Genomic DNA, 13,377 nt, shown 5'->3' with positions numbered 1-13,377 from the left:
GCATCGACATGTCGCCTAAAAATTAAACACCTAATACTTGAAAAGCAGACTAATAAGTCTGCTTTTTAAAAATTTGTGAATGAATCACTAAACTGTATATTTGGAGCTCTTATCCAGATTTGAACTGGAGACCTCTCCCTTACCAAGGGAGTGCTCTACCACTGAGCTATAAGAGCAAATTTTCGCTTCAATGGAGCGGGAGACGAGGGTCGAACTCGCGACATGCAGCTTGGAAGGCTGCCGCTCTACCAACTGAGCTACTCCCGCACGATGTTGGTACTAAAACCACTTACTGAAGTCTTAAAATTGGTGGTGAGGGAAGGATTCGAACCTTCGAAACTTTCGTAGCGGAGTTACAGTCCGCCCCCTTTGACCGCTCGGGAACCTCACCACTTTACACTTACTATCAGTGCTATTCTCTTACTTAACCACTCAACAATCTAAGATGGTGCCGGCACACGGATTCGAACTGTGGACCTACTGATTACAAGTCAGTTGCTCTACCAACTGAGCTATGCCGGCGTTTCTTAGTGTTTCGTACGTTTCGTATCGGAACGGTGTGCAGTTTAGCAAAACCCTGAATCCTTGCAAGTGTTTTTTTAATAAAAATACGCAAAAACTTATAAAATCAATCCGTTTGACGATAATTCAACCGCTTTGATCACTGCACGTGCTTTTATTTGGGTTTCATTCCACTCAGATTCAGGATTTGAGTCCACTACCAACCCTGCACCCGCCTGCACATAGACCTTATTTTCACGAATCACACAGGTGCGAATCGCAATCGACATATCCATTTCACCATGCCAGCCCAAATAACCGACAGCACCACCAAAAACACCTCGTTTTACCGGTTCAACTTCATCAATAATTTCCATGGCTCGAATTTTCGGTGCACCCGACAACGTTCCTGCAGGAAAAGTGGCTTTAAAAACATCTAATGCATCAATATCATCACGTACTTCACCTTGTACATTCGAAACAATATGCATGACATGTGAATAACGCTCAATCACCATTTGATCTGTCACTTGAACTTTGCCAATTTTAGACACGCGTCCGACGTCATTGCGCCCTAAATCAATCAACATCAAATGCTCTGCAATTTCTTTTTCATCAGACAACAAATCTTTTTCCAATGCCAAATCTTCTTCTTTGGTTTTACCCCGTGGACGTGTTCCCGCAAGAGGACGTACCGTTGCAATACCATTCTCCAGACGAGATAAAATTTCTGGAGAAGATCCCACAATGTAAAACGGTTTTTTATTGTCTAAAGTTTGCCCTTGTACCAAAAATAAATACGGCGATGGATTTAAATGTCGTAAAGCGCGGTATACCTGTAGCGGCTCACCATCAAAATCTGAAACCATTCGGTGCCCTGGGACCACCTGCATGACATCTCCCGCCCGAATATACTCTTTAACCGTTTCAATCGATTCCAGATATTTATCTTTCCCTGTAAGCGACTCAAAATGCGGTGCAGTATGCTTTTGCGCTTGTAGCCTGATCGGTTCTGCTAGCAAGGCTTCTAAATGGTCTAACTGTTGTTGTGCCTTGTTATATGCTTCTGAATCGTTGACATCAGCATGCACAATTAAAAATAAAGTATCTTTTAAGTTGTCAAACACAATGACGGTTTTGGATAGCATCATCCAAATATCAGGCAACCCCACAGGATCGGCTTCTGGCACATTGGTTAAACGTGGCTCAATATAACGCACTGCATCATAACCAAAATAACCAACCAATCCGCCCGTAAAGCTCGGCAATGCAGGCAAATCCTGTTGAGTCGGCACATGAAATTGAGCTTGGAAATTGCGAATATATTCAAAAGGGTCACTACAGGTTTGAGTTTCAATTGAACCATCGGCATGCTGAACCGTAAGCACACCTTCATTACATGAAAAAACCGTCGACTCACCCAACCCAATAATAGAATAGCGCGCCCAGTTTTCGCCACCTTCAACCGATTCAAACAAATAGGCTTGTTCATGCTGCTTAAAACGCGCAAAAACAGATAATGGTGTTTCAGTGTCAGCCAAGCGCTGACGATAGACAGGGATGAGGTTATAACCAGCAGATTTTAAATGATCGAATTGAATTTGAGTGGTCATGAGTTTCTCTATATATGTTTTTAAATAGGCGTATTTATGTGTGCTTCGGTGTTATCTGCTTTAGAATCGCCATCGAAAAATCATATACTTCCTCATTGCACTGCCCCTTTTAAGCTTCCAACAACAATTCTGTCAAATTATCGACCACTTGCTGCGGCTGACAATTTTGAATATCTTCACCATGATTATAGCCATAGCTCACCACAATACAATCTACCCTTGCACGCCGTGCGGCTTCAACATCATTGCTTGAATCACCAATCATCAGCACTTGTTCCTTTGCAAGCTGATAGTGATCTACACAAAATAAAAGCTGACGTGGGTGCGGTTTACGCTCTTCAAAACGATCTCCACCAATCACATCCACAAAATATTGATTTAAACCCAAAGCGTCTATAATCATACGTGCAGGCTGCTCAGGCTTATTGGTGACGCAAATCATTTTTTTGTTATGCTTCATACCCCATTCTAAAAAGTCTACAATTCCCGCAAAAGGTTGAGTATCAACGCAGGGTTCAGCATTGTAAATATCTAAAAAAGTGTCTAATAATTGTTGATGTTGTGCAGGGTCGACCTGCCCTGTTAAATACTGCAAAGTACTCTGACAGAACACTGCTGTACCTTTACCAATCCAAGTTCTGACCTGATGTTCGGTGACCAAGGGTAATTGTAAAGTATTCAGGCTCATATTCATGGCACGATACAGGTCAGCGGCAGAATCGACCAAAGTACCATCCAAATCGAACAAAAGCAGTTCACGATTTGCCAGATTTGCTACAGACATCTTCTTCCTCTCATCATCATTATACTAACGCATATCGCTATATAGCATTAAGGCATGCGATTGCATGCCTTAATTGTAAATTTTAAGCATGCTTATTTAAATAACAACCAAGCAATGAATGCAAAAATCATCAACGCGATAATCGAAATCAAACCCACAGAGGCGTTTTTACGTTCAACTTTTTCAAGCTCAACACGAGATACGGGTTCTTCAAACGCAATTGCTTTTGGTTCAGGCTGTGCAATGACTTCTATTCCTTCTGGAATAGGCGCTGGTTTTGGGATATCGATATTGGTTGGCAGACCATCACGTGTGACATTCATCTGACTGTCACGCTCTTTGAGTTCAGGCATACCCTGTTCATTCATTTGCTGTGCCGCAGTTTTAGGCGGCTCCTGAGCTTGGATTGCTGCGGTTTCAGAAACAGCAACTGCCTCTGATGGTTGTTGCTGCGTTAAAATAGTGTCTGTTTCTACAACTGGATTAACCACAATATGAACGGGCTCAAGCGGTTCAGTTTCAATATTTTTTGCAGGCTCAAGAACTGAAAATTTTAAGCTGGCAAATTGTACAATATCCCCTTGTTTTAATAAGATGTCATGCTCAATCTGTAAATCATTTACAAAAGTACCATTTGAAGATTGTAAATCCTGAACCCAAAGAACCTGATCTTTGAGTAAAAAAGCAGCATGCTTGCGTGATATCTCCGCAGCATGCAATACAATATCAGCACTTTGATGACGGCCGACCCACATATCACGGTCGATACTGATTTCTTGTCCCGTCAATTCACCCGTAATTGCTTGTATTTTCCAAGTCATGAAATGTACTTCTCTTTCCGATTTTTTCTTATCATATCACGGTAAATATTTAACTTTTTAACCACTCTGTTAAGAACCTGAACGAATGGTGGTCGTGGTTACAGTATTTTTGGTTTTCTCAACTTCTGATTTCGGAACCTGTACCGCCTGTTTTTGTACCACTGGCTCAATTGCAATTGGAGTAGTGAACACAGTAGGTTTCACTTGTGTTTGTCCGCCCGATGGAACAGTTTGATAAGGAGCAACTTTAGGTACTGAAGGCGTTACAGGAATACGTTGTTGATAAATATCTTCAACATTTTCAGGCAATTTTGAGAAAGTACCATCTTGATCCATAGCCAACTGCAAACTATACAGTTGACTATAACGTTGCTGCGACAAACGACGCACGTCTTTACTATCACCCACAATTGTTGGATGAATAAAGACCAGCAAATTACGCTTTTCATTGGATTTTGCATCTGCTCTAAACAAACGACCAATACCAGGAATAGAGCCTAAACCCGGCACTGATTGTCGACTATGAATCGAGTTATCAGAAATTAATCCTCCCAAAACAATGGTCTGACCATGTTCTGCTAAAATAGAGGTTTTAATGGCGCGTTTACTGGTAATTAAATCCTGAGCCTCACCTTTGGGCTGCACAGCAGAAACTTCTTGCTCTACTTCCAAACGAACTGTACCGTTTTCACCAATGTGCGGAACTACTTTTAAGGTAACACCGACATCTTTACGTTCAACTGTGGTGTAGGGATTAATTCCTGCTGTTGTGGTTGCAACCGAACCTGTCACGAAAGGAACGTTCTGCCCTACCACAATATAAGCCTCTTCATTATCCATCGTCACGATAGAAGGCGTAGACAGTAAATTAGACTTGGTTTTACTTTTAAGTGCCTGAATGAGCGCACCATAGAGTTTACGCGAACCATCCGCACCTTCACGGTAATCGCCCAAAACCAAAGAGGTGCCTGTGCCTAAATTGGCAGCTGCCCCCAAAGCCCCCCCTGCGACATAACCTGCCGCAAGCTCTGCAATACTCGAACCCACATTGCTAAAGTTAATTAACCCAACACCACTACTTAAATCACCCAATGCCCATTGCACACCCAATTGATCTGCATCTGTGCCTTCGACCTCAATAATAGCTGCTTCGATCAGCACCTGTTGACGACGGATGTCCAGTTGTTGAATGGCCGATTCAATTTCCCGCATCAATTGTGGGTCGGCTTTGACCACCAACGCATTCTGGCTGTCATCGGCAATAATGCTGACCCCATTGGCATTAAAACTGGTAATACTGTTTTGATTGGTATTGTTCGAACCACTTCCCAAGTTAATACTTGGGGTAGAAATGGTAGAGGCACTACTACCATTTGAATTTGTGGAACTATTATTGCCCATGTTATTTGATGAAGTATTGGCATTGGAAGAAGTGTTATTGGAGTTGGATGAACTAGCAACCGATTGACCTGTGACCAAACCTTGTAAAATCTCAGCCAGATTTTTTGCACTGGCATATTTCAGGCGAAAAACTTTTAAGCCACCTAAGCGGTCTGCTGCGGGCACATCGAGCATCTCGATCATTTGGCGTATGCGCTTACGTGTTGCTGTATCGCCTTTCAAAATAATACGATTAGTACGGTTATCGGCAATAATTCTAATGCGCGAGCCTTTTAAATCTCGTGCAGCACCCGTAGAACTCATCGATTCCAACAAACCAATCATTTCTTCAGCTTGACTGGATTGCAAAGCCACCGACTCGATGTCATTTTGCCCTGTACCATCTAAATTACGAACAATCGTTTCCAATTGATAAATATTATTGGCACGATCCGATACGATTAAAGCATTGGTCCCCGCCACTGCCGATAAATGCGCAAATTGTGGCATTAAGGGACGTAGAGCAGGAATTAAATCATTCGGATTGGTATTTTCAAGCCAGATCACCCGAGTCACAATTTGGTCACCCGTAGCGCGCTGCTTGGCATCAAAAGGGATACCTGAACTTTTTACATTACTGTCTGGCACCAGTTTAATGGTATTGCCTGATGGAATCGCCACCACACCATTTACATTGAGCACACCTAAAAATAAATCATAGACTTCTGCTTTATTTAAAGGCTTATTTGAAATAACAGTAACATTACCTCGCACACGCGGGTCTACAGCAAAATTTTTACCGGTAATATCTGCGACTTCATTGATAAATGCAGTTAAGTCAGCATCACGTAAATTAATTTTCCATGTTTGAGCGTGACTCGTGGTGCTCACCATAGCAATAAGCGGTGCAGCCGCAAATAAGGCCCAAACTGGACGGTGCTGATTAAATAAAGCCATAAAATTCCGTGCTTCCTAACCCATTAATGTGACGATATATCACTTAAAATTTTGTTGTATGGTCATCACTTGATCACCACGTTTTATTTCTAACTTGACCTGACCTTCACGTCGAGCTTGCTCTAACAACTGAGCATCATTTTGCCCCTGTCCCACAGCTTGACCATTTAAGGAAACAATACGATCACCCGGCTGTAATCCGAGTTTGGTGCGCAGTGCAGCAGGCGTATTGGAGGTCACTTCATAACCCTCACCTGCTGTATTGACGCCCATCTCTTTTAAATATTGTTCTCGGTCTTGCTGTATTTTTTGTACAGCTTGCCCTAAAGCGTTACTTTGTTGATTTTGAGCTGTTTCTGTTGATGGTGCATCCGCCGAACCAGAAGGCGAAGTCACTGGCGGAACAATCGTCTGATCAAGCCCATTTTCGATTCCCTTGAATTTTAATTCACGGATGGTGCCATTACTTTGACGTAATACAATTCGATCCCAGTAAACTTCGGCCAATTGATATGCTGAGTTAGCAATGTTTTCTCCGACTCGATAGCGATCGGCCATATCATTCACTTTGATCACGGCAGAAGAAAACTGACTTGGATAGCCCACAACCACACCTTGCAAAATCAGATTAATATTTTCATCTGCAGCTGCCGTGCGTCCCGTTTCCTGAAATAATGCAAATGAAGAAATATTCGGAACTGACGTTTGCTGAGCGCCCAATTCAACACGTTCTATCTGCATAACTTGAGGCGAAGCCAGCACCAACCAAAAAATATTCGCCAACTTCCAGCATAAATATACAATCAACAATCCCAATAAAACAGGGGCTATGCGATCTGCTTGTTTCCAATTTAATTGTTGAATTTTTTCAACCCAATCATTCATTCGCTACCACCTTTTAATAAAGGCTGTCGTGAACTAATGACATAAGTATCTAAACCTGCCTTACCTTGATAAGACGGAATATTAAGCAGTAAACGCTGAGTCAGTTGCACATTTAGCATCAAGTCTTTATCTAATGCGAGTGCAATCAATTTTTGTCCACGCAGATCTCCCATTTCAAAGATCAACTGACTGTTTTCATCTGATAATTTTCCCTGCAACGAAGGCATGGTCATACGCTCTTGTCTTTGAGCATAGCTGTAAACCAAGTTACCACCGGCCCATTGCAATGTACCTTCTGCTTGTGCAAAACCCTGTTCTTTTTTAAAATTAAAATGAATATCACGCAATTGAATGGCATTGGTGGGCCATTGCCAATCCACCACACTTTTTAAGGTTTCAGGTGCGACCTGACCATTTAAATTACGAATAATAATTTTTTTACCAAAGCCATATCCAACAACTCCATCTAGTTGTGTATTGCCACTATGAACTTCTATTTCCGCCCCTAGACGGAGCAAGAATAAATCTAGCGGTCGTGTTTTCCAACTGAGGGAGCCTTTTAAGTTTCCTTTATGCCAATCTGCTTGTCCTTGCCAAATATTACCGCTGACATTTTGTAAAACCTGATTATTTTTATAAAATTTTGAGATCAACCAAGCTGCCGGAATTTGGAGCACTACAAAAATTAAAAAAACGCTGATGGCAAAAATCCACCACGTCAAGGATTTGGGTTTCGTTATCATCCCATTATGACCCACATATCAATTATTCTTCCTTGAGTGTTCATTTTGTCTTTATACACATTATGCACATTTTTATCGGAACACCAATTCAAAGATATAAAAAAACCAAGTATTCATACTTGGTTTTTTGAGCTTAATCGACTTGAATGACGATCTGATGAATTTTTAAATTAAATCAAAAAATCATCCAATTTTGAACCATTTTCCAGCTCTGCAACCAACCAACGTGGTTTTTTGCCACGACCAGTCCAAGTGTCTGCTCCATTATTTTTACTGCGATAACGCGGCTCTACAGATTTACGAACCGTCTTTTTACGTTTAGTCGCACCAAATTCTAAAATTTGTTCAATCGACAAACCTACGTCATCAGCAATATCTGCAATTTTTTGATAAGCATCTTCAATCGCTTGATCTTTTTTAGAGACAATTAACGCTTCTGCTTCAACTTGCAAACGCTTTAACTCTTCAACAGATAAATTACTAATATCTGGCATCATATTAACTCCACTAGGTTTTATATTTATTTAATCAACTCGCACATAATATTTTTATTATTTAAAATATTCAATAAAAAAGTTTAAATAAACAACAATACTCAAACTGATTTAATCATTTACTGACTTCTATCCTTATATTATTTTTAAATCTGATGATTAACCTTCAATTCAGTTTCAATTAATCTTTTTCTTATATGATCTGGTATTTTTATTTTTTGCATTTCTACTTTATCTACACACACAATAACGGCATCACCAGTTGCTACCACCTGTTGCTGTAGCTCACTCCATAATAAATAACTCATACGAAATGCACTACTACGGACTTCCTCTACACGCACTCCGATTTTAAGCTGATCTGGATAAAATACTGGACGCATATATTTGCACTGATTTGATGCAACAACGGTATAAATATCTTCTCGAAGAATATCAAGCTTATTCATATAATCAATTCGTGCGCTTTCCATATAACGATAATATATAACATTATTCACGTGTCCAAAGGCATCCATATCCCCCCAAGCCACCTGCTGTTGATAAATAATAGGATAATCTAAAAGGGTTAACATCGACTTTACCTTTATATTTTCATTTCTACGAAATTTGAATTATTTTCAAAAATTAAATTTAATTGCTGAATTAAATCATCTTGACCATTTAAAGTTGATTTAATTCTTAAATAATTCATCAGGATATTATCAGGATATAATTCAAGTAGTTGATTGGCTTCTTTTTCACGACGAGTGGCCGTATATACATGCCATTTCGCAAAGCTAAATATCGGCAATGCTGGATATTTATTTTCCCAATAATCAATATGCTCTTCAATATTTAAATAATCAGGATTTTGCTTTAATAACTGCTGCTGGAACCAAAAATAGAAAACATCTTGATTAAATTGCTGATCAAGCAAATGCAAGGCTAATGCTTCATGCTGCTCACTCATTTCAGGGATTCGGGATAATACCTTTAACCACAACATTTTTATTGTATAGTTGCGATTATATATTTGACCTCCCAAGTCTAAATATCGTTGTTGCAAATTTTGTAAACTTTCGATATCAGGTTGATCAAAGTTTAATAACAACTGTTGCAACCATTCTTGTTTTTTTATTTCGCCTAAATGTCCATATTTAGTTGAACGCAAATACATCCATGGAAATTGAATTGCAAATTTTCCCCATAAACTGGTTAGACGTAAATCATAAGCACTTTTGACTTCATTTAACCACGGCGAAAGTTCATGCTGATTTAGAAATTCCAAATGCGTTAATGCTTGCTCTCCATTATTTTGTGCAAGAAAAATTTCAATCCGTTGAATTTCAGCCAGCTCAAATGCCATTGGATTGGTTTGATTTAAGCTGGTCAAAGCTTCTGGGTATTGATGCTGCATCCAATACAAACGTGAATCAATAATCCCTTTTAATAAACCTGATTGGGAAAATACAGTTTGGATAAATTCTTGTTGATCTTCGGCAGCTTCTAACAACCAAACCACGGCTAATTGCTCATAAGGATGCAAATTTTTAAAATTGAAAACTGTTTCTATTTTGCGCTGTTGCTGACTCAAGTAACGTTTAATGCTTAGCCAAAGCAACTGCATGCTAAGTGCAAGGCTGATTAAAATAACAAAGAGTACCCAAATATTGGTTTGAATTTGTAATTCGCGCCAATATATATAAATGTAACCTGCACCATAACCATAACTTAAAATACTGAGTAGCGCGACGATAATGAGGCCAATAAATACATAAGCCTGTAAAATTTGCTTCATGAATTTGTTATCCCAAAAGTTCACGTGTATTTAAAATCGGGGTTGGAATAACACTCAATCCTTTTATCTTTTGGATTTTTTGAATCATTTGATGGGTTTTTTCATCGGGTAAAGCATTCAGTAAACTGATAATTTCAGTCAAGGCTTGTTGATACTCTATATATTGCCCCTGTTGTAAAGCATGCTGCGCCAATAATAATCTGAGCTGCGTCTCTTTGAGAATTAATGGTCGTTGAATTAATGCTGTTGCGGGTTGTTTTGCAGACTCAATCACCAACCAGCGCTGCCAAAAATATTCGCGTTGTGACGTATTTGTCTTTAACTGCGGATACATTATTTCTTCAGCTAAAGCTTGATCCAATTGATGGATTAATAAGTTGATTTTGACCTGTTGTGCTATTCGGGCACTGGCAAACTGTTGAATCACTTGCTGATCTTTTTTGATTACTTCATGCAAACTTTGCTTCAATGACGGAGCTAAAGCATACTGTTCAATATTGCGCTCGAGAAGCATCAACCTCTCTAAAGCTTCATTGGTTTTTTGTTGTTTCAGCATAAATTCAATTAAATCAACTTGCTGCTTAATAACAACTATGGGATCTATACTGGATTCTGAAATTATTTTTAAATGTGCTGCTGTTTCTGCTGCAGGATTGACGGTGCCATCTTTTACATTCATATGGCGTTGTAAAGACACCATTTGATCATTTAAATTTGCATTGCTTTGTTCAATTCGATGCAAAGTATTACTGAGTTCTGTCTGTTGTGTATTAAGTGTAAATACGTCATAACTGAGCTTTACCATCCAGACCAAACTCAAACCCAATAATAAAATAAAAATTTTCTTCATGTGGTCCCTTGCACAACTGCAATCTGCTGCAGAATTGAATCTGCTTTTAAATCGGATAATGGGCTGACATTAAAACATGCTAAGTGATTTTTCTTATAATCTGAAACAACTTGATACAAGCGTTCCCCTAAAACAAAATAATGAGCTTTTGAAAGTAATTGTTCTTGATCCTGCATCAAATCCAGCCAATTCAACCAACTTGCTTCACTACTGATCAACATGATGTAACTTGAATATGGTGCTAATTTACTAATAAATTGAGGAAAATTTTGCTGTGTAAGTAAAGGACAACGACGTTCATATAAAATAAAATTCAGAATTTGCATATTCTGTTGCTTAAGCTGTTCCATCATGAACAGGCGACCACCCTCGCCACGCCAAAAAGCAATCTTTGTCCCACTCTTTAGGTGATTTAAAATAGGTAACTGCAACATGCCTTCTGAAGTTTCCACCAAAGGCACTTCAGCAGTAATCCCATAATCTGCCAAGGCTTGAGCGGTTGCATCACCCACCGCAATCCATTGCAGTTGATTAAGTTCATTTAATGAAATTGAGGATTGTTTTAAATAGTCCATTCCTAGTCTTACAGCCGTTGGGCTAACCACAACAACAATCTGAGCCATAGGCAATTGTTGATATAAGTGTGCTAATTCATTGGAATAGGGTCGCTTTAATAATTCCAATAAAGCCAATTCAACAACTTCGACTTGAGCCATACGCAAGACATGACTCAATTTTTCTGCACGGTCTGTAGGACGACTATTGATAAACAACATTTAATAAAAAGATTTCAGTAAATCACCCGCACCTTGCTCAAGCAATTTTTGTGCAAGGGTAATTCCTAATTGCTGTGCGTCTTCCGCAGGACCACTTAGTTTGACTTTTAGTAACGTCGCTCCATCAAAACTCCCCACACGACCTTCAATCTGAATTTGATCCTGATGTAAAGTGGCATAACCTGCAATCGGAACTTGGCACCCACCTTCTAAATACGCGTTAAAAGCACGTTCAGCCCGTACACAAAGATCACTTTCCACATGTAGAAGCGGTAAAATCAGATCCAATACAGCTTGGTCAGTTTCACGACACTCCAAACCTAACGCACCTTGTCCCACCGCAGGTAAACTTAAGGTAGCATCAAGAGTATGACGAATACGCCCATTTAGTCCCAAACGCTTTAATCCTGCGCTGGCTAAAATAATGGCATCGTATAGTCCTGCATCCAGTTTAGATAAACGTGTACCCACATTACCGCGTAAATCGATAATATTTAGATCAGGACGTTGTTTTAAAATTTGACATTTTCGGCGCAGGCTCGAGGTTCCAACCTTTGCACCTTGAGGGAGTTCATCAAAGCAAGCATAAGTATTTGATACAAAAGCATCAAGTGGATCTTCACGTTCACAAATGACAGCTAAACTTAAACCTTCTGGCAAAGCCATAGGCACATCTTTCATAGAGTGCACAGCCAAGTCTGCCCGACCATCGAGCAAAGCTGCTTCTAGTTCTTTAACAAATAAACCTTTACCCCCAATTTTGGCTAAAGGCGTATCTAAAATTTTGTCACCTTGGGTCACAAAAGTGACCAACTCAACTTTAAGATCGGCATGCATGGCCTCTAAACGGGCACGAATGTGTTCAGCCTGCCATAATGCAAGAGGGCTTTGTCGAGTGGCAATCTTCAAAATCTTCATAAATTTTAGATACAGTCAATAATTGCAGTATTGTAAACTTAACCTGCCCATTAGAAAAAGCAAGTAAATTTATCTCTCTACTTTTCTTTAAAACAGATCTAAAGATGCTATATTTTTTGTATTCTTTCCCTTAAATTTGGCAAATGACGTCGACTCACTGCCAAACGCTCCTCCAAGCCACGACAACGCACTTGATACTGCCCCGAACTAATTAATTCCAACCCATCCAAAAAATGCACAGCAACCAAAGCATTGCGATGGATTCGAACAAATTGATCACCAAATTCATTTTCTAAATCTTTCAAAGTTTCATCAATCAATACATTGCCATTCCCATGACGTACAGTGACATATTTTTGATCTGCCAAAAAATAATAAATATTTTCGACTGGCACCAATTCAACACCACGGTATGTTTTTGCAGCAATTTGCTGACGTTTTATATTCGATTCGTCCATATCTTCTTTTTGTTTTAATGTACTCATTTGTGCTTGAGTCAATTTGGTTAAATGATCTAAAACCTGTTGCAATTCCTGTTGCATGACTGGTTTTAATAAATAGCCCTCTGCATGTGATTTAAATGCATCTAATGCATGATCATCAAAAGCAGTACAAAAAATAATGGCGGGCATTGGATCGAGTTGACGCAAATACTGCGCACAAGTCAAACCATCCATTTCAGGCATTTGAATATCTAGAAGTATGACATCTGGTTCATAAAATTTAACCATTTCAATAGCTTCAAGACCATAACTTGCAGTAGCAACGACTTCATGTCCAAGCTGCGTGACCAATCGTGATAAACGCTCTACGGCAAGAGGCTCATCATCACAAATTAGGATGTCCATTTCTCCTCCTTTCACAGTCCACATCTT

Annotated in this window: 13 protein-coding genes and 4 tRNA genes; all 17 read right to left on the bottom strand. The window is 39.5% G+C overall.

The window, feature by feature from the left end; translation table 11 throughout:
* Positions 1 to 101: 101 nt before the first annotated feature.
* Positions 102 to 176: transfer RNA gene (locus H0S58_RS01050), tRNA-Thr, on the bottom strand.
* Positions 177 to 191: 15 nt separating this feature from the next.
* Positions 192 to 267: transfer RNA gene (locus H0S58_RS01045), tRNA-Gly, on the bottom strand.
* Between the two features lie 40 nt (positions 268 to 307).
* Positions 308 to 391 (bottom strand) — tRNA-Tyr (locus tag H0S58_RS01040).
* 55 nt (positions 392 to 446) lie between these two features.
* A tRNA-Thr gene (locus H0S58_RS01035) sits at positions 447 to 522 on the bottom strand.
* Positions 523 to 620: 98 nt separating this feature from the next.
* Positions 621 to 2,114 (bottom strand): anthranilate synthase component I, encoded by a 1,494-nt coding sequence (gene trpE, locus H0S58_RS01030; RefSeq protein ID WP_195726907.1) that lies wholly within the window; start codon positions 2,112 to 2,114, stop codon positions 621 to 623.
* A 109-nt stretch (positions 2,115 to 2,223) separates the two neighbouring features.
* On the bottom strand, positions 2,224 to 2,898 hold the full coding sequence (locus tag H0S58_RS01025; protein WP_053579364.1) for an HAD-IA family hydrolase: 675 nt from the start codon (positions 2,896 to 2,898) through the stop codon (positions 2,224 to 2,226).
* A gap of 92 nt (positions 2,899 to 2,990) precedes the next feature.
* Complete coding sequence (locus H0S58_RS01020; RefSeq protein WP_195726906.1) at positions 2,991 to 3,719, bottom strand: FHA domain-containing protein; 729 nt, start codon at positions 3,717 to 3,719, stop codon at positions 2,991 to 2,993.
* 69 nt (positions 3,720 to 3,788) lie between these two features.
* Positions 3,789 to 6,056, bottom strand: coding sequence for a type II secretion system secretin GspD (gene gspD, locus H0S58_RS01015; protein WP_195726905.1), 2,268 nt, complete (start codon positions 6,054 to 6,056; stop codon positions 3,789 to 3,791).
* Between the two features lie 39 nt (positions 6,057 to 6,095).
* The gene (locus tag H0S58_RS01010; protein WP_053579361.1) at positions 6,096 to 6,941 is read right to left on the bottom strand and encodes a type II secretion system protein N; all 846 of its coding nucleotides are present in this window, start codon (positions 6,939 to 6,941) and stop codon (positions 6,096 to 6,098) included.
* Positions 6,938 to 7,684: a type II secretion system protein N gene (gspN, locus tag H0S58_RS01005; protein WP_053579360.1), complete on the bottom strand. Its 747-nt coding sequence runs from the start codon at positions 7,682 to 7,684 to the stop codon at positions 6,938 to 6,940. The genes H0S58_RS01010 and gspN overlap by 4 nt, the downstream gene beginning before the upstream one ends.
* 170 nt (positions 7,685 to 7,854) lie before the next feature.
* Positions 7,855 to 8,181: an H-NS family nucleoid-associated regulatory protein gene (locus H0S58_RS01000; RefSeq protein WP_195726904.1), complete on the bottom strand. Its 327-nt coding sequence runs from the start codon at positions 8,179 to 8,181 to the stop codon at positions 7,855 to 7,857.
* 143 nt (positions 8,182 to 8,324) lie between these two features.
* Positions 8,325 to 8,753 carry an acyl-CoA thioesterase gene (locus H0S58_RS00995; RefSeq protein WP_195726903.1) on the bottom strand — a complete coding sequence of 143 codons (429 nt, stop codon included), beginning with the start codon at positions 8,751 to 8,753 and terminating at the stop codon, positions 8,325 to 8,327.
* A gap of 11 nt (positions 8,754 to 8,764) precedes the next feature.
* On the bottom strand, positions 8,765 to 9,958 hold the full coding sequence (locus H0S58_RS00990) for a heme biosynthesis protein HemY (protein ID WP_195726902.1): 1,194 nt from the start codon (positions 9,956 to 9,958) through the stop codon (positions 8,765 to 8,767).
* Between the two features lie 7 nt (positions 9,959 to 9,965).
* The gene (locus H0S58_RS00985; protein ID WP_195726901.1) at positions 9,966 to 10,808 is read right to left on the bottom strand and encodes a hypothetical protein; all 843 of its coding nucleotides are present in this window, start codon (positions 10,806 to 10,808) and stop codon (positions 9,966 to 9,968) included.
* On the bottom strand, positions 10,805 to 11,584 hold the full coding sequence (locus H0S58_RS00980) for a uroporphyrinogen-III synthase (protein ID WP_195726900.1): 780 nt from the start codon (positions 11,582 to 11,584) through the stop codon (positions 10,805 to 10,807). Before H0S58_RS00980 ends, H0S58_RS00985 begins: the two co-directional genes overlap by 4 nt.
* Entirely contained in the window at positions 11,585 to 12,502 is a 918-nt protein-coding gene (gene hemC, locus H0S58_RS00975; protein WP_053579354.1) for a hydroxymethylbilane synthase, read from the bottom strand. It abuts the gene before it with no gap.
* 107 nt (positions 12,503 to 12,609) lie between these two features.
* On the bottom strand, positions 12,610 to 13,350 hold the full coding sequence (locus tag H0S58_RS00970) for a LytR/AlgR family response regulator transcription factor (RefSeq protein WP_195726899.1): 741 nt from the start codon (positions 13,348 to 13,350) through the stop codon (positions 12,610 to 12,612).
* Positions 13,351 to 13,377 lie beyond the last annotated feature (27 nt).

Origin of the sequence: Acinetobacter sp. TTH0-4 (assembly GCF_015602665.1) — a bacterium.
Lineage (GTDB): Bacteria > Pseudomonadota > Gammaproteobacteria > Pseudomonadales > Moraxellaceae > Acinetobacter > Acinetobacter albensis.
This window is presented reverse-complemented; position numbering and strand designations above follow the sequence as displayed.